The 24203-nt window shown below is 71.8% G+C and carries 27 protein-coding genes and 1 pseudogene; 9 read left to right on the forward strand and 19 right to left on the reverse strand.

Annotated features, from left to right (window positions below; translation table 11 throughout):
- Positions 1–55: 55 nt before the first annotated feature.
- The 6 genes from ACWD6N_RS26300 to ACWD6N_RS26325 form a co-directional block, all read right to left on the reverse strand.
- The gene (locus ACWD6N_RS26300; protein WP_354967603.1) at positions 56–487 is read right to left on the reverse strand and encodes a hypothetical protein; all 432 of its coding nucleotides are present in this window, start codon (positions 485–487) and stop codon (positions 56–58) included.
- 40 nt (positions 488–527) lie between these two features.
- A complete protein-coding gene (locus ACWD6N_RS26305) occupies positions 528–821 on the reverse strand; it encodes a DUF6510 family protein (RefSeq protein ID WP_354967602.1) in 294 nt (97 codons plus the stop codon).
- A 36-nt stretch (positions 822–857) separates the two neighbouring features.
- Positions 858–1637 carry a ferredoxin reductase gene (locus ACWD6N_RS26310; protein WP_354967601.1) on the reverse strand — a complete coding sequence of 260 codons (780 nt, stop codon included), beginning with the start codon at positions 1635–1637 and terminating at the stop codon, positions 858–860.
- Positions 1630–2229: a sulfite oxidase-like oxidoreductase gene (locus tag ACWD6N_RS26315; RefSeq protein ID WP_354967600.1), complete on the reverse strand. Its 600-nt coding sequence runs from the start codon at positions 2227–2229 to the stop codon at positions 1630–1632. The genes ACWD6N_RS26310 and ACWD6N_RS26315 overlap by 8 nt, the downstream gene beginning before the upstream one ends.
- Positions 2230–2305: 76 nt before the next feature.
- Positions 2306–3328: a TerC/Alx family metal homeostasis membrane protein gene (locus tag ACWD6N_RS26320; RefSeq protein ID WP_354967599.1), complete on the reverse strand. Its 1023-nt coding sequence runs from the start codon at positions 3326–3328 to the stop codon at positions 2306–2308.
- A 217-nt stretch (positions 3329–3545) separates the two neighbouring features.
- Entirely contained in the window at positions 3546–3956 is a 411-nt protein-coding gene (locus ACWD6N_RS26325; RefSeq protein ID WP_354967598.1) for a DUF2267 domain-containing protein, read from the reverse strand.
- Positions 3957–4113: 157 nt separating this feature from the next.
- Between ACWD6N_RS26325 and ACWD6N_RS26330 the strand changes: the two genes are divergently transcribed.
- The gene (locus ACWD6N_RS26330; RefSeq protein ID WP_354967591.1) at positions 4114–4383 is read left to right on the forward strand and encodes a DUF2795 domain-containing protein; all 270 of its coding nucleotides are present in this window, start codon (positions 4114–4116) and stop codon (positions 4381–4383) included.
- 45 nt (positions 4384–4428) lie between these two features.
- Positions 4429–5097: a DUF1345 domain-containing protein gene (locus tag ACWD6N_RS26335; protein WP_354967590.1), complete on the forward strand. Its 669-nt coding sequence runs from the start codon at positions 4429–4431 to the stop codon at positions 5095–5097.
- Positions 5098–5358: 261 nt separating this feature from the next.
- On the opposite strand, the gene ACWD6N_RS26340 is transcribed toward ACWD6N_RS26335, so the two are convergent.
- From ACWD6N_RS26340 to ACWD6N_RS26360, 5 genes are all read right to left on the reverse strand, one after another.
- Positions 5359–6021: a hypothetical protein gene (locus tag ACWD6N_RS26340; RefSeq protein ID WP_354967589.1), complete on the reverse strand. Its 663-nt coding sequence runs from the start codon at positions 6019–6021 to the stop codon at positions 5359–5361.
- 79 nt (positions 6022–6100) lie between these two features.
- Complete coding sequence (locus tag ACWD6N_RS26345; RefSeq protein ID WP_354967588.1) at positions 6101–7072, reverse strand: pirin family protein; 972 nt, start codon at positions 7070–7072, stop codon at positions 6101–6103.
- Between the two features lie 66 nt (positions 7073–7138).
- Entirely contained in the window at positions 7139–8089 is a 951-nt protein-coding gene (locus tag ACWD6N_RS26350) for a hypothetical protein (RefSeq protein WP_354967587.1), read from the reverse strand.
- A gap of 325 nt (positions 8090–8414) precedes the next feature.
- Positions 8415–8972 carry a hypothetical protein gene (locus ACWD6N_RS26355; RefSeq protein WP_450005234.1) on the reverse strand — a complete coding sequence of 186 codons (558 nt, stop codon included), beginning with the start codon at positions 8970–8972 and terminating at the stop codon, positions 8415–8417.
- A gap of 905 nt (positions 8973–9877) precedes the next feature.
- Positions 9878–10189 (reverse strand): MazG-like family protein, encoded by a 312-nt coding sequence (locus ACWD6N_RS26360; RefSeq protein WP_354966582.1) that lies wholly within the window; start codon positions 10187–10189, stop codon positions 9878–9880.
- Between the two features lie 261 nt (positions 10190–10450).
- Here ACWD6N_RS26360 and gdhA point away from each other — a divergent pair, with 261 nt between their 5' ends.
- Together gdhA and ACWD6N_RS26370 are read left to right on the forward strand one after the other, a co-directional pair.
- A complete protein-coding gene (gdhA, locus tag ACWD6N_RS26365) occupies positions 10451–11788 on the forward strand; it encodes an NADP-specific glutamate dehydrogenase (RefSeq protein WP_387327934.1) in 1338 nt (445 codons plus the stop codon).
- Positions 11789–11934: 146 nt separating this feature from the next.
- Positions 11935–13305, forward strand: coding sequence for a hypothetical protein (locus ACWD6N_RS26370; RefSeq protein WP_387327931.1), 1371 nt, complete (start codon positions 11935–11937; stop codon positions 13303–13305).
- Positions 13306–13373: 68 nt separating this feature from the next.
- On the opposite strand, the gene ACWD6N_RS26375 is transcribed toward ACWD6N_RS26370, so the two are convergent.
- Together ACWD6N_RS26375 and ACWD6N_RS26380 are read right to left on the reverse strand one after the other, a co-directional pair.
- Positions 13374–14087 (reverse strand): hypothetical protein, encoded by a 714-nt coding sequence (locus ACWD6N_RS26375; RefSeq protein WP_354966585.1) that lies wholly within the window; start codon positions 14085–14087, stop codon positions 13374–13376.
- Positions 14088–14601: 514 nt separating this feature from the next.
- On the reverse strand, positions 14602–15033 hold the full coding sequence (locus tag ACWD6N_RS26380) for a VOC family protein (RefSeq protein ID WP_354966586.1): 432 nt from the start codon (positions 15031–15033) through the stop codon (positions 14602–14604).
- A 59-nt stretch (positions 15034–15092) separates the two neighbouring features.
- On the opposite strand from ACWD6N_RS26380, the gene tsaA reads away from it, so the two are divergent.
- Positions 15093–15521 (forward strand): tRNA (N6-threonylcarbamoyladenosine(37)-N6)-methyltransferase TrmO, encoded by a 429-nt coding sequence (gene tsaA, locus ACWD6N_RS26385; RefSeq protein WP_354966587.1) that lies wholly within the window; start codon positions 15093–15095, stop codon positions 15519–15521.
- Between the two features lie 32 nt (positions 15522–15553).
- Here the strand turns inward: tsaA and ACWD6N_RS26390 are convergent, their stop codons facing one another.
- Complete coding sequence (locus tag ACWD6N_RS26390; protein ID WP_354966588.1) at positions 15554–16183, reverse strand: MBL fold metallo-hydrolase; 630 nt, start codon at positions 16181–16183, stop codon at positions 15554–15556.
- Complete coding sequence (locus tag ACWD6N_RS26395) at positions 16180–17268, reverse strand: S-(hydroxymethyl)mycothiol dehydrogenase (RefSeq protein ID WP_354966589.1); 1089 nt, start codon at positions 17266–17268, stop codon at positions 16180–16182. The genes ACWD6N_RS26390 and ACWD6N_RS26395 overlap by 4 nt, the downstream gene beginning before the upstream one ends.
- Positions 17269–17450: 182 nt before the next feature.
- On the opposite strand from ACWD6N_RS26395, the gene ACWD6N_RS26400 reads away from it, so the two are divergent.
- Positions 17451–17870, forward strand: coding sequence for a hypothetical protein (locus ACWD6N_RS26400; protein WP_354966590.1), 420 nt, complete (start codon positions 17451–17453; stop codon positions 17868–17870).
- 9 nt (positions 17871–17879) lie between these two features.
- Complete coding sequence (locus tag ACWD6N_RS26405; protein ID WP_354966591.1) at positions 17880–19067, forward strand: low temperature requirement protein A; 1188 nt, start codon at positions 17880–17882, stop codon at positions 19065–19067.
- Between the two features lie 21 nt (positions 19068–19088).
- Here the strand turns inward: ACWD6N_RS26405 and ACWD6N_RS26410 are convergent, their stop codons facing one another.
- Complete coding sequence (locus tag ACWD6N_RS26410) at positions 19089–19973, reverse strand: SDR family NAD(P)-dependent oxidoreductase (RefSeq protein ID WP_354966753.1); 885 nt, start codon at positions 19971–19973, stop codon at positions 19089–19091.
- A gap of 12 nt (positions 19974–19985) precedes the next feature.
- Positions 19986–21452 (reverse strand): annotated as a pseudogene (locus ACWD6N_RS26415) (flavin-containing monooxygenase); the annotation flags it as partial.
- A 113-nt stretch (positions 21453–21565) separates the two neighbouring features.
- On the opposite strand from ACWD6N_RS26415, the gene ACWD6N_RS26420 reads away from it, so the two are divergent.
- On the forward strand, positions 21566–22225 hold the full coding sequence (locus tag ACWD6N_RS26420) for a TetR/AcrR family transcriptional regulator (protein WP_354966592.1): 660 nt from the start codon (positions 21566–21568) through the stop codon (positions 22223–22225).
- A gap of 1 nt (position 22226) precedes the next feature.
- On the opposite strand, the gene ACWD6N_RS26425 is transcribed toward ACWD6N_RS26420, so the two are convergent.
- Both ACWD6N_RS26425 and ACWD6N_RS26430 read right to left on the reverse strand, forming a co-directional pair.
- Entirely contained in the window at positions 22227–22685 is a 459-nt protein-coding gene (locus ACWD6N_RS26425) for a hypothetical protein (protein ID WP_354966593.1), read from the reverse strand.
- The gene (locus tag ACWD6N_RS26430) at positions 22685–23164 is read right to left on the reverse strand and encodes a hypothetical protein (protein WP_354966594.1); all 480 of its coding nucleotides are present in this window, start codon (positions 23162–23164) and stop codon (positions 22685–22687) included. Before ACWD6N_RS26430 ends, ACWD6N_RS26425 begins: the two co-directional genes overlap by 1 nt.
- Positions 23165–23208: 44 nt before the next feature.
- On the opposite strand from ACWD6N_RS26430, the gene ACWD6N_RS26435 reads away from it, so the two are divergent.
- A complete protein-coding gene (locus ACWD6N_RS26435) occupies positions 23209–24201 on the forward strand; it encodes a helix-turn-helix transcriptional regulator (RefSeq protein WP_354966595.1) in 993 nt (330 codons plus the stop codon).
- Positions 24202–24203 lie beyond the last annotated feature (2 nt).

Consider the following 24203-nt stretch of genomic DNA (forward strand, 5'->3'; position numbering starts at 1 on the left):
GTTGAAGCAGAGCAAAGGGCGCGAGCAGACCGCCGGCTCCTCCGCTGGCGAGGAGTCAGCCGAGGTCCGGGGCAGCCTTCTCACCGGGCCGGACGAACCACGGCGCCAGCCACGGGGTGAGCGCGACAAGTGCGATGGCGAGGGCGGTGATGACCGCTTGGCCGATCCGGCCCGGGGTGACACCCGCCGCCGGACCCAGCACATAGTTCGCGTACCAGTTCGCGGTCGCGTCCGTCACCAGCACGACGCATCCCAACGCCAGTCCCCGCACCCGACGAGCCGCCAGCAGAAGTGCCGCCAAGGAATCCCACAGAGTCAGGGACACGAAGTAGAACGTGAGCCAGCCAGGCAGGATGAGCTGCGGCCTCAACGCGGGCACGAACAACTGAAGCAGGTGGACCACCGTGCCGTAGGCGAACACCAGCACGGCGACCGACACGGCGAGTCGAACAACGCGCGGCACGTCACGCCATCGAGCAGCGCACATGCGGCCAGTCTGCCTCAGCCGGGCAACGCCGCCCGCTTCCTCACAGCGGGCCGGGCTGGGTCTGCTCCAGTGGCATCGGGACCTGGAGGAACGTGGTGCCGCGCATGTCCAACCAGGCCCGGTCCGGTGCCCGAACCAGCCGCAGCATCACCGACTCACAGGACGGGCAGCGCGCGACCAGACCCGGGGCGTGCGAGAAGACGTGCAGGCTGGCCATCGATCCGGTCATTCCGCAGTTTTCGCAGCGGCCCATCGCCGTGCTCAGGTCGACGGCGAACAGCTCGCGCAGCGGGCCGTCGAGCATGTTGCCGTCCAGGTACGACATCTCGGTCATCGGGTCTCCTCGACGTTGCGTGGGCGGGTGGGCTGGTCAGCCGGTGGGGCCGAAGCGTTCGGTCTTCACCCGCCGCGACGCGTGGCCCAACCCCACCAGCAGGTCGGCAACGGTCTCCACGAACCCGGTCGGGCCGCAGACGTAGGTGAGTGGTTCCAGATCCGGCGGCCAGCCGTGGGTGTTGACGTCGGCCAGCCCGATCCGGTGCGGCTCACCACGCCACCCCTCGGGCGCCTCGCGGGTGTACACGTACGCCACGTCCAGCCCGAAGTCGTCGCGGACCCGGCGGCGCAGCTCGTCGCCGTAGATCACGTCGCCGGGCGTACGCACCGAGTAGAGCAGCCGGAACGGCACCTTGCTGCCGGTCGCCCGGCGAGCCCGGATCATCGCCATCAGGGGCACGATGCCGGAGCCACCGCCGAGCAGCTGCACCGGCGCCGTCTCCTCCGGCCGCCAGATGAACCAGCCACCGAGCGGGCCGCGGACCTCCACCGGGTCACCCGCGCCGTAGACGTCGATCAGGTACGGCGACACCTCGCCGTCCGGCACCCGCTGCACGGTCACCTCGATGCGCGGCCCGCCCGGACCGTCCACGACGGGCCCGGCCACCGAGTACGACCGGGCCGCCTGGTAGCCGTCCGGCGCGGTCAGCCGCAGGTCGACATGCTGCCCGGGCAGGTGCCCCGGCCAGTCCGGCACCTCCAGCACCAGGGTGTGCGCGCTCGGCGTCTCCACCCGGCGCTCCAGCAGCCGGCCGACCTGCCAACGGATCGGGGCTCGCGCCGGCGTGCCGGTCGCGACCGCGCGCTCAGTCACCCTGGTACCGCTGCTCACGCCACGGGTCGCCGTAGTCGTGGTATCCGGCCGTCTCCCAGAACCCCGGCTCGTCCATCGTCTTGAGCCGGATGCCGCGCACCCACTTCGCGGACTTCCAGAAGTACAGGTGCGGCACGAGCAGCCGAGCCGGCCCGCCGTGCTCCGGGGGCAGCGGCGCGCCGTCGAAGGTGTGCGCCACCCAGGCCCGGCCGCCGCGCAGGTCGTCCAGCGGGAGGTTGGTGGTGTACCCGCCGTACGAGTGCGCGAGCGCGAAGTGCGCGCCGGTGTCCACGCCGTCGAGCAGAGTGTCCAGCGAGACGCCCTGCCAGGTGGTGCCGAGCTTGGACCAGTGGGTGACGCAGTGGATGTCCACCATCGGCGTCTCCTGCGGCAGTGCCATCAGCTCCTGCCACGACCACCGGTGCTCGGTGCCATTTTCGGCGGCGATGACGAACTCCCAGGTGTCCAGCGACACCCGGGGCGTCGGGCCGGCCGAGAGCACCGGGAAATCCTCGGTCAGGTACTGACCGGGTGGCAGGGCGGGCTCCTGTGTTCGGGGCCGACCCTGAAAGCCCGGTGACACGATTCCCATTGCACAGTCGTACCACCCGCGCCGGCCGGGGCGGGAGCTTTCCCGCGTACCTCCTCGTCGCCCCGGCGCGGCGCGGTCAGCGCCGCTCCGCGACCACCTCACGCTCCTCGGGCTGGTCGCCCCGAGTGGCGCGCAAGCTGGTCAGCGTGACCACCACCAGCACCCCGATGATCACCACGAGCGAGGCCAGGGTGGGGATCTGCGGCACGCTGTCCCAGATGCCGTGCGCCCAGTGCAGGCCCAGCTTCAGGCCGATGAACGCCAGGATGATGGCCAGGCCGTAGCTGAGGTGCACCAGCCGGCTCAGCGCCGCGTGCAGGACGAAGTAGAGCGCACGCAGACCGAGCAGGGCGAACGCGTTGGTGGCGAAGACCAGGTACGGGTCCTCGGTGATGCCGTAGACCGCCGGCACCGAGTCGACCGCGAAGACCACGTCGGTGGCCAGCACCGCAACGACCACCAGGGCGAACGGGGTGAGCGCCCGCTTCGCTCCCTGCCGGACGGTCATCCGGGTGCCGTGGTACTCGTTGACCACCGGCATGAACCTGCGCAGCAGCCGCACCGAGCGCATCCTGCTGATGTCGACTTCCTGCTGGTGCCCGGAGAGGGCGTCCCGGAGCAGCTTCACCGCGGTGGCGATGAGGATGATCGCGAAGAGCAGGAAGGCGAAGTCGAGGGTCTGCAACGCCGCCGCACCGAGTGCGATGAAGACCGCCCGCAGCACCAGCGCGCCGGCGATGCCGTACAGCAGCACCCGCTGGGCGAGCACCGCCGGCACCGCGAACGCGGCCAGCAGCAGCATGAAGACGAAGAGGTTGTCGACCGAGAGGGACTTCTCCACCAGGTAACCGGTGAGGTACTGCACGCCCAACTCAGAGCCGTAGCGGGCCCAGACCCAGCCGCCGAACGCCAACGGCAGCGCGATGTAGAACGCCGACCAGCCGATCGCCTCCCGCATCGACACCTCGTGCGGGCGGCGCGTCACCAGGAAGTCCAGTACCAGCAGCAGCAGTACGCCGCCGATGGTCACCACCCACAGCGTGGGCGTGCCCACCGACGACAACTCACCGGCAGCGGACAGGTACGACACTTCGGTCATGGGGCCTCCTCGAACACCGTGTCATGTTCGAGGTCTCCTTCACCCACCAAAGATGGGCAACCACCCGAGGCACGCCGGGCGCGCCGTACTGACCGGAATGGTTCGTGGGAAGTACTCCCCTCGCAGGACAAGGTTAGGTCAGGCTCAATCTCGCCGCCAGGCGGGATGTCGATGGTTGCCCTGATCAACCGCTGTGTGCGAGCGGGGACATGCGCGGTCAGGCGCGACGCAACGTCGCCCCCGGGGCCATCGCAGGCTCGACGAGCTGCCGGTAGTCGCGCGGCAGCTGCGTGACCACGTCGTCGAACTCCCCGCCGGTGATCGCCTCGCGCAGCGTGGTGAAAACCGCGCGGACGGCGTCTCGGGCGAGGGGCTCCTCCACGTCGGCGCGTAGCGCTACCCGGGCGACGAACTCGGCCGCTCCGAACCGGTCCGCCTGCTCGGTGCGCGGGCTCGGCTTGAGCACCAGTTGCAGCGGTTTGGGCAGCTGGGCGGCCAGATCCAGCACCTCGCCGCCGGTCAGCCGCTCGGCGAACGTCTCCAGCACGGCCCGGGTCAACTCGACCGACCGCTCGGACGGCGCCCGGGTGCGCTGCGAAACCTGGTCGATGAAGGTGTCGTAGTTCATCACGTACTCCCTCGGGCTAGCGTCGGCGCCTGCGGGTACCCGCGGCAGCCGGGGGGAAACGGCAGCCGATTCGACCACCCGCCCGGGCGTGACCGGACGGCGAGCGGGTAACCGCCGCCCGTCGTGACCACATCGATGTCGTGAGGGAGCCCCTGCCATGGCGAGCTACGCCGACGTCCTGCAGTACCTGTCGAGCCTCGACTACCCGGCCGAGAAGAACGACGTGGTCCGCGAGGCCGAGCGGGAGGGCGCCCCGCCGGACGTGCTGAAGGCCCTGCGCGCCCTGCCTCCGGTGGACTACGCCAACGGCACCGAGGTGGCCCGGTCGGCCGGCATCGACGCGGCCCCCGAGGTGGGTCCTTCGCAGCGGGCCGCGCAGGCCCGGGACAAGCACAGCCGTGTCTCGCAGCACCTGCGTGGCATCTGACCCGAGGGCGGTGGCGGCCCGAGTCCCGACGCGCGGCCGGCACTGATGATCGGCACGGGTCCGCTGTCCCGGGTCCCGAGCGGGCACACCCCCGCCGCGGTCCAGCTCGCCCTGGTGGGGGTGGTGGGCATCATCGTCGGCGGCGTCGTCGCCGTGGTGTGGTCGCCGCCACTCGCTCCGCTGGTCGGCTGGGACGCGGCCGCGCTGAGCTGGCTGGGGCTGGTCTGGCGCAAGCTCTGGCCGCTCGACGACGCGCAGACCTCGCGGGTCGCCTCGTACGAGGACCCCAACCGGGCCGTCCGTGACCTGGTGCTGCTGATCGCCTGCCTGGCCAGCTTGCTGGCGGTGGGGTTGGTGCTTGCCAGCGCCCACTCCGCGCCGCCCGGGCTCCGCCGGGAGATGTCCGGCGGGCTGGGCGTGCTCAGTGTGGCGCTCTCCTGGCTGGTGGTGCACACCGTGTTCGGCGCCCGGTACGCCCGGATCTACTACACCGGCCCGGACGGCGGGGTGAACTTCAATCAGCCCGAGCCGCCCCGCTACTCCGACTTCGCCTACATGGCCTTCACCATCGGGATGACGTTCCAGATCTCCGACACGAACCTGACCAGCAACGAGATGCGTCGCACGGTGCTGCGGCACTCGATGGTGTCGTACCTGTTCGGCGCGTTCATCATCGCCGTCACGGTGAACCTGCTGGCCGGTCTGGTCCGCTGAGACGCCCGACGGGGCCCCGGAAGTAGCCACGGGGGCGTGGGCTGGCGCGCCGGGACAGGCGGGCGCCCCGTGGCCACGAACCGCGACCGGGGGCGCCACGCAAACCTGCCCAGGCGGTGAACCGCACCCGAACCGGATGCGATCACCAGGCGGTGGATGGTCGCCCGAACCGAGCGGCCAGCACTGCCGGGTACAACCATACGACAGAACATCATCCGTACGGTCAGAATTTGGCGAACTGTGGGCCAGGGCACGTCATGGTCAGCGGGTCAACTCCGCGTACCGGTGCTCCAGGTCGACCCGGGCCAGCGCCCCCACCAGCCAGGCCAGCCGCTCCGACTCCCCGCTGGTCAACCCCGCCAGGTCGTCCGCGGACCGGCCCAGCCCGAGGCGGCGGGCCGCGGCCAACGCCCGCCGGTCGGCCACCGGCGCGACCTCCCGCCACAGCGCCTGCGCCTCGCGCAGGAACAGGTCGACCACCTGGTCGTCCACGCCGGGCAGCTCGGCGAGGAGCTTGCGCTCCCGGGCCGGGTCGTGGTGCGCCAACGCGCGCAACCGGCGCAGGTCACCCCGGTACCGCTCGACGACCGTGCGAGCCAGGTCGCCCAGCACGTCGGCCAACGCGTCCACGTCGCCGCGCTGACCGCTGTCGCGCAGCACACGCACCCGGTCCTGGTGCAGCGAGCGGGCCAACCGGGCGGCACTGTCCCACCCCTCGTCGCGCAGCGCCCGCGCGCCGTCCAACGCGCGACGGAAGTCACCACGACGGGCCAGCAGCACCGCGAGGTAGAGCACCTGGAACAGGCTCGCCGGGTTGTTGGTGACCCGGAAGCCGTACTGCTCGGCGAAGCCCCGTCCGCTGCCGGCGAGCCGGCGGGCCAGGCGCTTCCGGTCCTCCACCGGAGTGATCAATGTGGTCGCCATGCCGGCGACTACCCATGCGGACGTCGGTCACACGCCGACCGTGAGGGTGCGCCGTGGCCCCGCCGCGCGGGGTGTGGCCTCAGCCGTGCAGGCCACCGGTGCGGTCGCGGGCCTTGAGCCGGGTGGTGGGCAGAGCGGGCGCCGGCAGCGGCGGCGCCGGATCGTCGGCGACGACGCCGAAACGTCGCCCGGCCATCCAGTCCTCCCGAGCCGCGACGACCTCCTCGTGGGAGCGGCCGACGAAGTTCCACCACATCACCAGCGGCTCATCGAACGGCGTCCCGCCCAGCAGCAGCAACCGGGCCCCGGCCCCACCGCGCACGGTCAGCTCGCGGCGGTTCGAGCCCAGGTAGAGCAGCGCACCGGGTTCGAACCCGACACCGGCCGCCTCGGCGGACCCCGACATCGCCAGCAGCGCGTACTCGAAATCGGGCCGCAGCGGCAGCGTGGTCGGCGCGGTGCCGCCCAGCTCCAGCTGCACACCGACCAGCGGGGTGTGCACCACCGCCGGGGACCGCTCCCCGGCGAACTCGCCGACCAGCAGGGTGACGTCCAGATCGTCGTCGCGCCAGCGCGGCAGGTCGGCGTGGTGCGCGAAGCCCGCCGCTCGGGCCCGCGCCGGGTCCGGCAGCGCCACCCAGAGCTGCACGCCGTGCATCACCGGCGGATGGGTGGCCGGCGACCGCTCGGAGTGGGCGATGCCGTGCCCGGAGGTCATCACGTTCAGCTGACCGGGCCGGATCGGCTGGACGTTGCCCAGGCTGTCCCGGTGCATGATCTCGCCGTCGAGCAGCCAGGTCACCGTCTGCAGGCCGGTGTGCGGGTGCGGCGGCACCTCCATGCCGGGCCGCTGCTCCACGTCGTCCGGGCCGAAATGGTCCACGAAGCACCACGCGCCGACCATCCGGCGGGGGCGCTGCGGCAGCAGTCGGCGAACAGTGGTGTAACGGCCCAGCGGCACGTCGTGGCCAGGCAGCAGCACGCTGCCGGGATCGACGTCGGCCACGCCGGGCGGTCGGGTCTCCGCCAGCATCGATTCAGTACGCTCCACCGCCCGACTGTACGCTCGCCCCCGCCCGCCGCCGCAGCGCTTCCACCGCACGGGCGACGGTCGGATTCACCGGGTGCTGGCGCCCACCGTCACGCTGCTGACTCCCGCCACCAGGTCGAGATGGAGCCGGTCCGCCGACCGGTCCCATCCCGGCGTACCCACCAGTGCCCCGGCAGCCACCCCGGCCCAGCGCTGGTCGCGCAGCACCACCGAGGCGGCGCCGGCTCCCGCGCGGATCCGTACCGGCGGCTCGCCCGGCACCCGGACGTCGAGTTGGCTGGCCCCGCCGGTCAACCGCACCGTCATGGTGCCGCTGACCGCTGGCAGGAGCAGTTCGGTACGGGCCGACCCGCCGGCGAGCTCCAGCCCCAGCAGCCGTGCCCGGGTCAAATCCAGCACCTGGCTGCTCACACCACCGACCAACTGGAGACGCCAGCTGACCCGCTCATTGAGCAACACCCGCACGGCCCTCGCCCCGGACGCACCGCTGGTCACCACGCCGAGCCGGACGGTCTCGCCCAGCACCGCCGGCCGGGCCGTCACGCCCGACCCGGCCGGGCTGCTGATCCGGTAGAGGTCGTCACCCAGGTCCACCACCCGCAGCTCGAACGAGGACAGCCCGTCCGCCAGCACGAAGGTGGCCCGCTGCCGCCCCGCCAACGGCGCGGTCACCGTCTGCCCGTCGCCCGCCGCGCCCTCCCTACCCGGCCCCCCGCCGGCCCGGTCGGGGTCGACCGCGCCCGTCCGAGGGCCGCCGTCCGATCCCGATCCGGCATCATCAGGTCGACCAGCACCGGGTTGGATGCTGCCGGGGCGGGCGTGGTCCGGCGGGGTGCCGTCGGAGCGGGTGCCGCCCGGGCGGGTGCCGTCGGAGCGGGTGCCGTCGGGGCGGGTGCCGTCGGGGCGGCCGTCGGGTGCGCTGGAGTAGGACATGCCGAGGCGGTGCGGATCAGCAATGATCACGGCCACCGCGGCGGCGCCGAGGATCAGCACGACGGCCGCGGCGGCGAGCAGCATCCGAGTCCCGACAGGCCAGCCTCGATGGGGGGCGGCGTCACCCCTCGGCTCCGGCTCTGGCTCCGGCTCCGGCTGGTGATCCGTGCCGTTACCCACTGCGGCCATGTTCTCGTCCCTCCGCCGGTCCCCGCCGGTGAGTACGTACCCGCCCACCGTTCGGATCACTCAGCGCCGACCGCACCGCTGCCGTGCGTCGCCAATCTTGGACAGTTTTCGTTCGCCGGTGACGGGAACTGTCCAAGATTCGGTCGTGGGTATGCCGCTGGCCGGCACCCCGGGGTGGGGTGCCGGCCAGCGGTCGATGTCGTGCGGTGGTGCGGTGGGGTCAGCTGTTCCAGTGCTTGGCGACCAGGTCGGTGGCCTGCTGCTCCCACTGGGCGTAGGCGTCGGGGTAGGCCGAGACCTGCACGGTCTGCGCGGCGTCGGTCAACGCCATGTCCTGCCACCCGTCGACCTGCTTCAAACCCTTGAGGAACGCGGTGGTGGAGTACTCGGGGTTGGTGATCTGCTCCGGCGTGCCCCAACCCGAGGTCGGGCGCTGCTGGAACAGGCCCAGCGAGTCATGGTCGTTGGCGTCGCCGAGGTGACCCAGGTTCTCCAGCTTCGACTCCTGCAGACTCGTGGCGATCGAGATCACCGCGGCCCGCTCAGGCAGACCGGCCTTCTTCGTCGCCGCGATGATCGCCTTCACATTCGCGGTCTGCTCGTCGTTCAGGTCGATGTGCGACTGCGCGCCCTGCGCCTTGGCCGTCTGCACCGCGACCGCGACCGGCTTGCCATCGGCGGGGGTGGCGGCGTGCGCGGCGATCGGACCGGCGAACACGCCACCGGCGAACGCGAGACCAGCAACAGACAGCATGCTCTTACGAATGATCGTGTTCATGAGAGGTCAGCTCCTTCAGGGGGGTAGACACCCACACGCCCGAGGGGGACGGCGCAAAGGTGCGAGCACCTCGTCCGGCGCTTTCAACAACACGGGGGAAAGTCATCGGTCGGCGGCCTACGCGCGGGGGGCTCGTGGCGCCGGGTCTGTGTGTAACGACCGCCAGACCGCGGGCATTCCGGGGGTGGCCCATCCATCGGCACCCCGGTGAGCGGGGGCTCCGTTCCAGCGGCCCCGGGTGAGGGGGTGCTGGTGCGGTCGGTCAGGGGTCTGCAACGACCGGCCACCCGCGGGCATTCCAACCCGGGCCCGGCTGCCATCCCAACCCTGTAGGGGGCGGGGTGCCGGGCCGTGGTGCTGCGATCGTCAGGGTGTGTAACGACCCCCGGCCCGCCACGATTCCACCCCACGGATGCACCGGGCCACAGGCCAGAAACCCTTATACCGGACATTCGGCGCGGGATCGCCGACGGTCTCGGGCGCCCGTTCGACCGCTTGGGGTTGATCGACTCGGTATCACCGATATCGGGCGATCCGGTCGCCCGGGACACCACGACATCGCTGACATCGCTGACCGCAAGTCGATCACGCCGAACGAGGCGAGCCCGGGCGAGGTGGTCAACGAGCGCTATACCTCAGAGGCATATTTATGCCTCACAGGTATATCGCTCACAACAGCGACCGCCCGGGAGGGCGGCGGGGCCGCATCCACGGCAGGACTGAGCGGGGGCGGCGAGCACCAGCGGGATGCAGCCCACTGCAGGGAAGTGCTGGACCGTCCGCAGGAACAAGGACCGGACGACGGTCGCCGCCGGGATGGGAGTCACCGCACGGCGGGCCCTACCCTATACCCGACGAATCCGGCACACCGGCCAAAGTCGGAATTTGGCATGCCGGGTACCCGGTCAGTCAGCGAGGCGGGAGCGGACCTTGGCGGCGCAGGAGTCCAACACCGACCGGGCATCCAGCCCCAGGCTCTCGATCGCCACCAGCGCCGTGAAGGCGACGTCAGCCAGTTCCGCTGCCACATCCTCGCGGGTGTGCGTGACGCCCTTGCGCGGGTTCTGCCCGAGCAGACCGATCCAGGCCGCCGACGCCTCCCCCGCCTCCTCGGTCAGCTTGAGGATGCGACAGGTCAGTTCCGTCTGCCCGGTGCCGTTCGCCGTGTCCAACCAGCTGCGCGACGCCCGGGCCGCCTCCCAGATCGACTCGTCCACGGCGACCAGTCAACCCGACCCGCCCACCGGGCCTCACAGCCGGGCCGCACAGCCGGGCCGCACAGCCGATCGGTGGGCGAGCCAGGTGAGGCCGGCACGCGCGCGGCCAGGGCGAACGCCGGGATGGAGGCGCCGGGGCAAGGACGGGCGGGCGAGCGGTGAACCGGACGGGGGCGGCGGGCCGTACTCCGGGGCGGCCGGTGGGTCGCGCCGGCACAGTGGCGGCGACGATGCCGCCGATACGGAAGGGACGTGCCGGTCATGCCGGAGGCCGTCGAGACGGTGTTCGCCAGTGTGGTTGCCCGCAATCCGGGCGAGCCGGAGTTCCACCAGGCCGTGCGGGAGGTGCTGGAGAGCATCGGCCCGGCGCTGGCCCGGCACCCCGAGTACGCCGAGGCGCGGATCATCGAGCGGATCTGCGAACCGGAACGACAGGTGATCTTCCGGGTGCCGTGGGAGGACGATCGTGGCCGGGTACAAATCAACCGCGGCTTCCGGGTGGAGTTCAACAGCGCGCTCGGCCCGTTCAAGGGTGGCCTGCGCTTTCATCCGTCGGTCTACCTGGGAATCGTGAAGTTCCTCGGCTTCGAGCAGATCTTCAAGAACGCGTTGACCGGCCTGCCGATCGGCGGCGGCAAGGGTGGCGCGGACTTCGACCCGAAGGGGCGCTCGGACCGTGAGGTGATGCGCTTCTGCCAGAGTTTCATGACGGAGCTGCACCGACACATCGGCGCGCAGACCGACGTGCCGGCCGGGGACATCGGGGTGGGCAGCCGGGAGATCGGCTACCTGTTCGGCCAGTACAAGCGGATCACCAACCGCTACGAGTCCGGCGTCCTCACCGGCAAGGGGCTGGCGTACGGGGGTGCGCAGGCGCGCCGGGAGGCGACCGGGTACGGGGCGGTGTTCTTCGCCGAGGAGATGTTGCGGGAGAGCGGCGACAGCCTGGAGGGCAAGCGGGTCGTCGTTTCCGGCTCGGGCAACGTGGCGATCTACGCGATCGAGAAGGTGCACCAGCTCGGTGGGACGGTGGTGGCGTGCTCGGACTCCGACGGGTACCTGCTCGACGAGAAGGGCATCGACCTGGAGTTGCTGCGCGAGCTGAAGGAGGAGCGCCGCGGCCGGCTCGACGACTACCTGCGGCACGTGCCGCACGCGGTGGCCGTGGCCGACCGTACCGTCTGGGAGGTGCCCTGCGACCTGGCCCTGCCGTGCGCGACGCAGAACGAGATCGGCGGCGCGGAGGCCGCGGCGCTGGTGGCCGGCGGCTGCGTCGCGGTGGTCGAGGGGGCGAACATGCCGACGACGCCGGAGGCGGTGCGGATCCTCGGCCGGGCCGGCGTGCGGTTCGCCCCGGGCAAGGCGGCCAACGCCGGCGGCGTGGCGGTGAGCGCGCTGGAGATGCAACAGAACGCCAGCCGGGACTCGTGGACGTTCGCCCAGTCGGAGCAGCGGCTGCGGGAGACCATGCGGGACATCCACGCCCGCTGCTGGAGCACGGCCCAGGAGTACGGGCTGCCCGGCGACTACGTGGCCGGGGCGAACATCAACGGGTTCCGCCGGGTGGCCGAAGCGATGTTGGCGCACGGCCTGGTCTGAGCGGCCGGACAGTCGAGCCTGACCGGCCGGTCAGCGCAGCCATTGACTCTGGTCGACGGCGGTCCTAGGTTCAGGACGCTACCGGCCGGTAGGCAACCGTCCCGCCTGGTCGCCCGCGGGCGACATCCGTCCGATGGGGAGCATCGATGCTGTCCTCACCCGTTCGCACCCTCCGCCGCCTGCTCGCCGCCACCGCGACCCTGACCCTGGCGGTCGGGCTGGCCGGCGCCGCGCCGGCCAGCGCCACCGCCGACCGCGACCCGGGCGGCGGCCAGCCGCTGCCCGGGTACACCATCGAGAACCCACCGCTGGCGCCGCTCGTCGTGGCCGGCAAGCCGACGACGGTACGTCAGGGCGTGCACCGCCACGCCGGGTACGTCATCGAGGTCCCCGCCCGGTGGAACGGTGACCTGGTGCTGTGGGCCCACGGCTATCGCGGCCAGGGCACGGTGCTCTCACCGGAGCCGCCCGGCTTCGGGCTGCGTCAGCGGCTGCTCGAGCAGGGGTACGCCTGGGCGTCGTCCTCGTACGACCGTAACGGCTTCGACATCCGCTCCGGGGTGCTGGGCACCAAGGACCTCGCCGACCACTTCGGACGGACGGTCCGCCGGCCGCACCACACCTACCTGGCGGGAGTGTCGATGGGCGGGTACGTCATCGGCCGCTCGCTGGAGCAGTACCCCGGCTACTACGACGGCGCGTTGCCCATGTGCGGCGTACTCGGCGACCAGACACTGCTCGACTTCTACCTGGACTACAACCTGGTCGCTCAGTCTCTCGCCGGGGTGTCGGCCTATCCCACGCCGACCGACTACCTGACCAACGCGGTGCCCCGCATCCAGGTGGCCCTCGGACTGGCGGGGCTCACCCCCACCGGGCCGGACACCACTACCGACCGGGGCAAGCAGTTGCGCGCGATCACGGTGAACCGTTCCGGCGGGCCGCGCCCCGGCGCCGACGCCGCGTTCGCGGTCTGGAAGGACTTCCTCTTCTCGATCAGCGTCACCAGTGGCGGCGACTCCCCCGCCCAGCGGCCCGGTCAGCTCTCCACCAACCTGCTCACCCGCTACAGCCCGAACAGCCCGGTCAACGTCAACGCCACGGTGCCGCGGGTCGCCCCGGAGAACGTCTGGCAGCGGCTCCTTCCGACGCTGACCGAGGTGCCCCGCATCGCCGGCCGCCCCACCGCGCCGGTGCTCACCCTGCACGGCCTCGGTGACCTGTTCGTACCGTTCAGCATGGAGCAGGCGTACGCCACCGACGTGGCACGGCACGGACGCAGCCGGCTGGTGGTGCAGCGGGCCATCCGGGCCACGCAGCACTGCGAGTTCACTCCGGCCGAGGCCGGCGCCGCCTGGGATGATCTGGTGTCCTGGGTACGCACCGGCGAGCGCCCGGCCGGCGACACCGTGACCGACCCGACGGTGGTGGCCCGTCCCGACTACGGCTGCCGGTTCAGCGATCGGGCCGCGTACGCCGCCGGGGTCGGCACCCGGCGCCTCTACGCCGCCTGCTGAGGTACCTGGACACGACGACGCCGGCCGGCCCCCTGTTCGGGAACCGGCCGGCGTCGTGTGCGCGGGTGTCACCAGAGCTGCTGGACGATGTCCGCCGCCTGCTCCTCCCACTGCGCGTACGCGTACGGGAACGCGGAGACCTGGACGGTCTGCGCCGCGGTGGTCAGCGGCAGCTCCTGCCAGCCGCCCACGTTCTTCAGCGCGCTGAAGAACGCCGTGGCGGAGTACTCCGGGTCGGTGATCTGCTCGGGCGTACCCCAACCGGACGACGGGCGCTGCTGGAACAGGCCCTGCGAGTCGTGGTCGTTGTACGCGCCGAGGTGGCCGAGGTTGTACAGCTTCGACTCCTGCAACGAGGTGGCGACGCCGATCACCGCGCCCCGGTCTCCGACACCGGTCTTCTTGGCCGTGTCGACGATGGCCCGGGCGTTGGCCAGCTGCGCGTCGTCGAGCGGGATGCGCGACTGGGCGCCTTCGATGCCGTGCGGAATGAGCTCCTCGCGGCTCGGCTTGCCAGCCGGCGGCTTGCCGGTGGCGGAGCCGGTGGTCAGCCCCGATTCGACGGGCTGGTCGGCCTGGCGGGCCGTGGTGGCGGCCTTGCCGGTGGCGAGGTCGATGGCGGCCACGGCGCCCTGGTGCGGCCCGGAGGTGACCGGGGCGGCGGCCGCTGTCGGCGCGAGTGCCAGGCCACCGAGGGCGGCCACACCCACAATGCTCAGCGCGGTCTTGCGGTACGAGTCCTTAGCGATGGCGGGGAGCCATCGAGTGAAGTCGGCCTTCACGATGGTTGCCCTTTCGATCGTGCGGAGCGCTCCGGGGTGAACACTCCTCGGGAGATGACCGCGGAAAGGGTTTGGGCTCCGGCGGTACGGGGGACACAACCAGGTCCACGTGTCGGGCATTCCGGAAATGCCAGGGCCCCGCGCGGCTGCGGTCCGGGTCACCCCCGGAATCGGACAGGTCGACCTTTCGCCTCCGAGGCCCCGCACCGGGTGACAGAGGGTGGTCTTCGCAGTCACGCGCCACACCCACCCAGGAGCCTTTGCTCTGCTTCAACAGACGCAACAGTCACGGACCGTGCTGACGGTTAGACACTCCCGAAGAGGCCCGAAATCGCCTTTGGGCAGCTCAAGGGACGTGTTGCGTCCGTTGAAGCAGAGCAAAGGGCCCGACACCGGTGGCGTGCAGGGCGGCGGGTGAGGGTGGCGCGTGGGTCACGGCTAACGGTGCGTGATCGGCCCAACATCTCACGCAGGGTGATTTCGAGCCCTGAGCTCAGTCGTTGCCGTCCCGAGCTCAGTCGTCGCCGTCCGGCGTACGCAGCTCCTGAAAGATGGTGATCTGGAGGTCGGCCGGTGCGTCGAGGCGGGCGTTGAGGGAGTCCCAAGGGGTACGGGTGGGCGGCGCGATCTCGGTCGCACCGGCGGCGACAAGCCGGGCGGTGGTCGCCTCGGTGTCGTCCACCTCGAAGGCCACCCGGATGCGCGGCGCGACCTGCCGGCCCACCTCGACCTCGTCGATCATGCGCTTCTGCGCCGGGTTCGCGATCTCCAGGGTGGCGCGGCCGGCGTCCAGGATCACCACCCGGGCATCTCCGTCGCCGCTGAACGCCGCCTCCTCGGGCAGGCCGAGCGCGTCGCGGAAGAACGCCACGGCGGCGTCGTGGTCGGCCGCCTCCACCACGAGTCGCAGCTGACGGACAACGGGTGCGGGTTGCTCGGCGGCCATGAGCGGGATCCTAGCGCCGGCCGGCGGCGCTAGATTGGGACCGTCCCGAAGGGAGCGACATGGTCGAAGGCCAGAGCGACGACGCGTACCTGCTGCGCCCGGTCGGCCGGGTCTCGTCGCCTCTGACCGACGCGGCGAGTGCGCCGAGGCAGGGCGATGAGGGCGCGCCGGACGCCTGGTTGGTCTTCGACCCGCAGGTGGAGCGCGCACTGGACGACGTACGCGTCGACGCGGAGCTGCTGGTGCTGACCTGGTTGGACCGGGCCCGACGGGACATCCTCACGGTGCACCCGCGCGGGGACGAGACACGGCCGGAGACCGGCGTCTTCAGCACCCGCTCCCCACACCGACCCAACCCGATCGGGCTGCACCGCGTCCGGGTGCTGGCGGTGGACGGGCTGCGCGTCCGGGTGGCCGACCTGGAGGCGCTGGACGGCACGCCGGTGCTCGACGTCAAGCCGGTGCTGGGCGCGGCCGACGAGCGCTGACGCGCCGGCCCGGCCCGGCCAGCCGACCGTGCTCAGTGGCCTCGGGCCAGCCACTCCTCGAGGTGCGGCGCCTCCGCGCCGATCGTGGTGTCGTCGCCGTGCCCGGTGTGCACGACCGTCTCCGGGGGCAGGGTGAGCAGCCGGGTGCGGATCGATCGGACGATGGTGTCGAAGTCGCTGTACGAGCGGCCGGTGGCACCCGGGCCGCCAGCGAAGAGCGTGTCGCCGGTGAACACCACGCCCAGTTCCGGCGCGTGGAAGCTGCACGCGCCGGGGCTATGCCCGGGAGTGTGCAGCACCCGCAACGCGGTGCCGGCCACATCGATCTCCTGGCCGTCGTGCAGCTCGCCGTTGGGCGGCAGCTGGGGGTGGACCATGTCCCAGAGCACCCGGTCGGCGGTGTGCAACAGCACTGGCGCGCCGGTGGCCATGGCCAGCTCGGGTGCCACGCGGACGTGGTCGTCGTGCGCGTGGGTGGCCAGGATCGCCCGGACCCGCCGGTCACCCACCACGGCGAGGATCGCGGCCACGTCGTGCGGCGCGTCGAGGACGACGCACTCGCTGTCGTCGCCCAGCACCCAGACGTTGTTGTCCACGTCGAACGTCTGCCCGTCGAGGGAGAACGTGCCGGTGGTGACCGCGTGCCCGACGCGGGCGCTCACGGGAACACCACCACCGAACGGAGCACGTCGCCGTTGTGCATCCGGTCGAACGCGTTCTCGACCTGGTCCAGCGCGATCTCCTCCGTGACGAACGCGTCCAGGTCGAGCCGACCCTGGAGGTACAGCTCAGTCAACATCGGGAAGTCCCGGCTGGGCAGGCAGTCCCCGTACCAACTGGACTTGAGGGCGCCGCCGCGACCGAAGACGTCCAGCAGCGGCAGCTCGATCTTCATCTGCGGCGTCGGCACGCCCACCAGCACGACGGTGCCGGCCAGGTCCCGCGCGTAGAACGCCTGCTTCCACGTCTCCGGTCGACCGACCGCGTCGATCACCACGTCGGCGCCGAAGCCGCCGGTGGCGGCGCGGATCGCCTCGACCGGGTCGGTCTCCGAGGCGTTCACGGTGTGCGTGGCGCCGAACCGGCGAGCCCAGTCCAGCTTGCGGGAGTCGGTGTCCACGGCGACGATCGTCGTGGCGCCGGCGAGGGCCGCTCCGGCGACCGCCGCGTCGCCGACGCCACCGCAGCCGATCACGGCGACCGAGTCGCCGCGGGTGACGTTGCCGGTGTTCATGGCCGCACCCAGGCCGGCCATCACCCCGCAGCCGAGCAGCCCCACCGCGGCCGGTCGGGCGGCCGGGTCCACCTTCGTGCACTGTCCGGCGTGTACCAGGGTCTTCTCAGCGAACGCGCCGATGCCCAGGGCCGGTGCGAGCTCGGTGCCGTCGGTGAGGGTCAACCGCTGGCTGGCGTTGTGGGTGTTGAAGCAGTACCAGGGGCGCCCACGGCGGCAGGCCCGGCAGACCCCGCAGACCGCCCGCCAGTTGAGCACCACGAAGTCGCCCGGGGCGACGTCGGTGACGCCCTCGCCCACCTGCTCGACGATGCCCGCCGCCTCGTGGCCGAGCAGGAAGGGGTAGTCGTCGTTGATGCCACCCTCGCGGTAGTGCAGGTCGGTGTGGCAGACCCCGCAGGACTGGATCCGGACGATCGCCTCACCGGGACCGGGATCGGGCACCACGATGGTGGTGACCTCAACCGGCGCGCCCTTGCTGCGGGAGATGACTCCCCGGACTTCCTGGCTCACTTCGCCTCCTGCTGGTGATCTGCGGCGGGGTCGGGTGCCGGGCTGGCGGGTGGCCGGGCCTGGCGGTGAGCCCCTCGCGAACCTACCGCGATCACCACGGCCGGCCCAGTCGGCTCAACGGGTTATCGCGGGCCGCGGCGGGTACGCGGGCCGCATTCGGACCACGGCCACCGGGAGTGATCATGAAACTGGCGCATCTGCCGCTGCGGGTCAGCATCGGCGCGTTCTTCCTCAACTCTGGTCTGAGCAAGCGGACGCTCGAGGGCGACGCCGCGCAGGGCCTGCACGGGATGGCGGTCGGGGCCATTCCGCAGCTCGGCCAGTTGGAGCCGGCGCGCTTCGCCAAGCTGCTGTCGTACTCGGAGATTGCCCTGGGGGCCGCGTTGCTGGCCCCGTTCGTGCCGACCACCCTGGCCGGGCTCGGCCTGACCGCGTTCGGCGCGGGCCTGGTGCAGCTGTACCTGCAGACGCCGGGGTTGCGCGAGGCGGGTAGCGTACGCCCGACCCAGCAGGGCACCGCGCTGGCCAAGGACGTCTGGCTGCTCGGCGCCGGGCTGACCCTGGTGCTGGAGGGCCTCACCCACGGCCGGAGACGCCACTGAGGAGCCGCGTTGACCCGTTCGCCATCGGTGCGGCCGTTCTACCGGCCGATGAGGCCCCGTCACCGGGATGAGCCGCACCGCTCGGCCACCCCGCTGGAGCTCTTCTTCGACCTGTGCTTCGTGGTGGCCGTGGCGCAGGCCGCCGGCAGCCTGCACCACGACGTCTCCGAGGGTCACTTCGGTCACGCGGCGGTCAGCTACGCGATGGTGTTCTTCGCGATCTGGTGGTCGTGGATGAACTTCACCTGGTTCGCCTCGGCCTACGACACCGACGACGACGTCTACCGGATCACCGCACTGGTGCAGATCACCGGAGCGTTGATCCTGGCGGCCGGGGTGCCGCGCGCCTTCGCCGACGGCGACTTCACCGTCATCACGTACGGGTACGTGGTGATGCGGTTGGCCGCCGTCGTGCAGTGGAGCCGAGCGGCCGCCGGCGACCGGGCGCACCGCGCGGCGGCACGCCGCTACGCGATCGGCGTGACCGTGGTGCAGGTCGGCTGGTTGCTGCGGCTGGCGCTGCCCGACGAGTGGGGCATCGCGTCGTTCGTGCTGCTGGGGCTGGCCGACCTGCTGGTGCCGGCGGTGGCCGAGCGGCCCGGAATGACCCCGTGGCATCCCCGGCACATCACCGAGCGGTACGGGCTGTTCACCCTCATCGTGCTCGGCGAGGTGGTGCTGTCGGTGTCGGTGGCGATCCAGACCGAACTGGACAGCGGTGGACGCGACCTCTGGTCGCTCGCGGCGGCCGGGGCGGTCATCGTGTATGCGCTCTGGTGGCTCTACTTCGACCAGCCGATCGAGGCGCCCGACCGGCTGCCGTACTCGCTGGTCTGGGGCTACGGCCACTATCTGATCTTCGCGGCGGTCGCGGCGGTCGGCGCGGGCCTGGTCGTGGCGGTGGACCACCAGCGGCACATCGGGCACATCTCCGGATCCGCCGCCGGGTACGCGGTCGCCGTACCGATCGCCGTCTACCTGCTCACCGTCTGGGTGCTGCACGTCCGCCGGAGGCAGCACGGCGCGGTGGTCGTCGCCTTTCCGGTCGTCGCGCTGCTGGCGCTGCTCGCGCCACTGGGTCCGCTTCCGGTGCACGTGCTCGCGCTCCTGCTCTTCGCCCTGGTGGCGCTGACGGTGGTGCTGCGCCGGCGTGACGTCCTGCCGACCTCGGCGCCGGCCGACGCCGACCCGGCCTGAGTCACCGCGAGATCAGCGACGTCAGCCGCGGCGGGCGTCGGCGGCCGGCACCGTGCTGGTCGGCGGTGCGGGGCGGACGACGCCGCGGTTCAGGCCGGTGACCAGCAGCCGGTTGTACGAGGCCGGCAGGACCCGGGCCAGCAGATCGGGCAGCTTCGCCGACCAGCCGATCAGCACCCGGCCCCGGCGGCGCTCGACGCCCCGCAGGATCACCTCGGCGGCCCGTTCCGGCGCGATGGTGAGCAGCTTCTCGAACTGCGCCCGGCCGGCCGCGTACTCCTCGATCGAGACGCCGCTGCCGACGCGGGCGTTCTCGGTGATCCGGGTGCGGATCCCGCCCGGGTGCACCGAGGTCACCCCGATGCCGTCCTCGACCAACTCGTGGCGCAGCGCCTCGGTGAAGCCGCGCACCGCGAACTTGCTCGCCGAGTAGGCGGTCTGCCCGGCCGGCGCGATCAGCCCGAACAGGCTGGAGACGTTGACCAGGTGGGCGCCCGGCTCCGCCTTGAGGGTGGGCAGCAGCGCGTGTGTCAACTGCGCCACGGCCCGGAAGTTGATGTCGATCACCCAGCTGAACTCGTCGAACGTCACCTGGTCGAACCGGCCACCGAGGCCGACACCGGCGTTGTTCACCAGCAGCCGGACCCGCGGGTGCCGTTGACCGATCTCGACGGCCACCCGGGCGGTGGCCGCCGCGTCGGCGAGGTCCACCAGGTAGGTGTGCAGCTGACGGTCGGGGTGGTCGGCCCGGATGGCGGCGGCGACCGCGTCCAGCCGCTCGGCGTCGCGGTCCAGCAGGACCAGGTCGCTGCCCCGGCGGGCGAGCGCGTGCGCCAGCGCGGCGCCGATGCCGCTGGCCGCGCCGGTGACCACGGCCGTCCCGCCGACGAAGTCGAATCTCTGCACGACCGGTGCTCCTCTCCTGGCGGCCCCCGAGCGGGAGAACCGCACACCCTCGTCGGTGAGCCGGCCGTGCCGCATCAGCAGCACGTCGCGGGCGTAGTTCTGATACAGCCGCCACGGTGCGGTGGCGCCCTGCTTGGGCAGCGCGTCGACGCTGCGCAACACGTACCCGGAGCGCAGGTCGATGAGCGGCACCCGCTCGTCGTCGGGCGGCGGGAGCGGGGTGACGACGTGCTGGCCGGTGCGGTCCAGGTGGCGCAGCAGCCGGCAGACGTAGCCGGCGACCAGGTCGGCCTTGAGCGTCCACGAGGCGTTGGTGTAGCCGATGGTGAACGCGAAGTTCGGCACGCCGGAGAGCATCATGCCCTTGTAGGCGACGGTGCCGGCCAGGTCGACCTCGGCGCCGTCCACGCTGAGTGTCAGGCCACCGAGGGCGAGCAGGTTGAGCCCGGTGGCGGTGACCACGATGTCGGCGGGCAACTCGTCACCGGAGGCCAGTCGGACGCCGTCCGCCGTGAAGGTGTCGACGGTGTCGGTGACCACCGACGCCCTACCCTGCCGCAGGGCGGTGAACAGGTCGCCGTCGGGCACCACGCAGAGCCGCTGGTCCCACGGGTCGTAGCGGGGGGAGAAGTGCCGGTCGATGTCGTACCCGACCGGCAGCCGGCCCTTCGCGCCCCTGCGCAGCAGCCGCTTGACCAGCCCGGGCGCGCGCCGGCTGAGCTGGAAGTTGATGGTGGACAGCAGCACGTTCTTCCAGCGCACCACGGGGTACGCGGCCTTCGCCGGCAGCCCGCGCCGCAGCGCGTCGGCCAGGACGTCGCGCGAGGGCAGCGCGATGACGTACGTCGGTGAGCGCTGGAGCATGGTCACGTGGGCGGCCCGCTCGGCCATCGCCGGCACCAGGGTGACCGCGGTGGCGCCGCTGCCGATCACCACCACCCGCTTGCCGGTGTGGTCGAGGTCGTCCGGCCAGTGCTGCGGGTGCACCAGCCGCCCGGCGTACTCCCCGACGCCGGGCAACTGCGGGGTGTATCCCTCGTCGTAGCGGTAGTAGCCGGCGCAGGCGAACAGGAACGAGCAGGTCAGCACGGTCGTCTCGGCGGTGTCGACGCGCTGTGCGTGCACCGTCCAGCGGGCGGTGTCGCTGTCCCACTCGGCACGCAGCACCCGGTGCCCGAAGCGGATGTGCCGCTGCACGTCGTACTCCCGGGCGGTCTCCCGGACATACTCGCGAATGGCCGCGCCGTCGGCGATGGCCTTCGGGTCGGTCCACGGCTTGAAGGAGTAGCCGAGGGTGAACATGTCCGAGTCGGACCGGACGCCCGGGTAGCGGAACAGGTCCCAGGTGCCGCCGATGGCGTCGCGTGCCTCGAGCACCGCGTACGTCTTGTCGGGGCAGTCGCGGCGCAGGTGGCAGGCGCCGCCGATGCCGGACAGGCCGGCTCCGACGATGAGCACGTCGACGTGGTCGGAGGTCATGGCGTTCCCTCCATCCGGGGCAGTGGACGGACACTATCCACCGCCGTCGACAGCAGTCAACACCCTGTCGAGTGCCGTCGACAGGGTGTCGAGTTCGGGTAGCATCACCGGCCATGACGACCGCGCGTACCGGGAGGGCGAGCCCGCGCGGTCGCCGCGCCGCCCGTTCCACCGGCGACGACCGGGAGACGGCGATCCTGGCCACCGCCGAGCGGCTGCTGGAGCACAAGGCGTTCGGCGACATCTCGATCGACGACCTGGCCCGGGGTGCGGGCATCTCCCGGCCGACGTTCTACTTCTACTTCCCGTCCAAGGACGCCGTGCTGCTGACCCTGCTGGACCGGGTCACCGAGGAGGCCGACGCGGCCGCCGGAGACGTCCTGGTCCGGCTCGCCGAGGACCCGCGGGCCCGGTGGCGGGAGCTGATCCAGCGGTTCCACGAGACGTTCGGCGCGCACCGCGCGCTGGTGCTCGCCTGTGCGCAGGTCCGTGGCACCAACGCCGAGGTACGCCGGCTCTGGGCGGCGGTGCTGGAGCGCTGGGTGCAGGCGATCGCGGCGGCCATCGAGGCGGAGCGGCGACGCGGCGCGGCCCCGGACGGGTTGCCCGCCCGGGACCTCGCCATCGCGCTCAACTCGATGAACGAACGCGTCTGGTACGCCACCTTCGCCGGCGACGGGCCGGCGGTCGACGAGCGGGACGTGGTGGACGTGCTGCTCGACCTCTGGCTGGTCGGCATCTACCGCGACACGACTCCCCCGCCGTCGACCTGAGCTACTCCGCCGCCTTGGTGAACGTCATGATCCAGTTGGTCTCCCAGGTGCGCTCGCCGTCGACGGAGAACGCCTGCTCCCAGCGGGCGGTGGTCGCGGTGATCTCCGACCAGATGAACCGGCACCGCACCGGACGTCCCTCGTGCTGGTCGTCGGCGTAGAGACGGCCGACACCGTCGACGAAGCGGCCCACCATCGGCGGCTGCTCCAACTCGCCGCGACCGCTGTTCATCCAGTAGATCGACCACTGCTCGGTCGCCGGGTCGAAGAGCCGGATCGTGGCGCCGGAGAAGCCCTTGGTCGGAAAAACGATCTCGTCGAAGTGGCCGCCGCCGCCGAAGAAGCCGTGCGCGACCGACACCCCCGGAAACTCCTCCCACTCGTCCGAGCCGACCAGCCGCTTGCGCAGCCGCCGGTTCACCACGTTCCAGGTGCCCACAAAGAAGTCGAAGTCGCCCATCAGCGGCCCACCGGCCCTTCCGCTCGCGTGTCGTGCAGATAACCGGTCAGATCGGGGCTCTCCGGCACCAGCATGTGCCGGACCCAGGCGGCCCGCTCGTGCTCCAGCACCGCCAACTCCCAGACGCAGCCCACCGCGGGGCGGCGCAGCTCGACGAAGTGTGCCGGATCATCGTCAGGGCAGTCCAGTGCAGGCTGCCCGGCCGCCGCGGTGCGCACCTCCAACGCGTTGTCCCACACCCAGGTGTACGCCAGCAGGTAGGCGCCGGTGTCCGCGCCCCGATGCAGCACCACCCAGCCGGCGGCCGGGGTGCCGTCATCCGGCACGTCGGCGAGCAGCGCGGGCAGCAGGTCGTACGCGGCCTTCTCCACCTCCGGCTCGATCGGCCGTTCCGGCTGGTCGATGTGGTAGCGCTTGAGCTGTCGGCCGTCCACCATGACCGGTCCCGGCGTTCGTAGATCCTTGTCGCGAAAAGCCATGCCGGGACGGTAGAACGACTCCCCTGACAGCTAGTGTCAGTGAAGTGCGGGCCAGTCGACTTCTCTCCCTCCTGCTGCTGCTCCAGTCGCACGGCCGGCTCACCGCCGCGCAGCTCGCCGAGCGGTTGGCCGTCTCACCGCGGACGATCTACCGGGATGTGGAGTCGCTGCACGCCGCCGGCATCCCGCTCTACGGGGAGGCCGGGCACGCCGGCGGCTACCAACTGGTCGACGGGTGGCGGACGCGGTTGACCGGCCTGACCGCCGAAGAGGCCGACCGGCTCTTCCTGGCCGGGCTGCCTGGGCCGGCCGACGAGCTGGGCTACGGCGACGTGGTGGCCGCGCTGCAACTCAAGCTGCACGCCGCGCTGCCCGCCCCACTGCGCGACCGGGCCACCCAGCTCCAACAGCGCTTCCACCTCGACACACCCGGCTGGTACGCCGACGGCGACGCGTCCCCCGAGCTGGCCCGCACGGCCGAGGCGGTCTGGCGGCAACACCGCGTCGAGGTGCGCTACCGCAGCTGGAACGGCGAGGTGACCCGGGTGTTGGAGCCGTACGGCCTGGTGCTCAAGGGCGGCCGGTGGTACGTGGTGGCCGACCGGCCCGGCCGGGGCGCCCCGGCGACCTACCGGGTCAACCAGATCCTCGCACTGACCCCCCTCGCCGAGGAGTTCGACCGCCCGCCCGACTTCGACCTGCCGGCCTGGTGGCGCGCGCACGTGGTGCAGTTCCGGGCCCGGCTGCACCAGGACGAGGCCACCGTGCGGCTCTCCCCGGGCGGCCGGGAACGGCTGCGGGAGATCGGCAGCGATCCGGTGGTGGCAGCGGTGGACGCCAGCGCCGGGCCACCGGACGCCCAGGGCTGGGTGACCGCGGCGCTGCCGATCGAGTCGCTCACCCACGCACACGGTGACCTGCTCCGTCTCGGCGCCGACGTGGAGGTGCTGACCCCGGTCGCGCTGCGCGAGCGACTCGCCGCCACGGCGGCCGGACTGGCCGCCCTCTACGCCCGCAGCGAGCAGCCGGCACGGTAACG

The sequence above is a fragment of the Micromonospora sp. NPDC005163 genome (assembly GCF_053599835.1).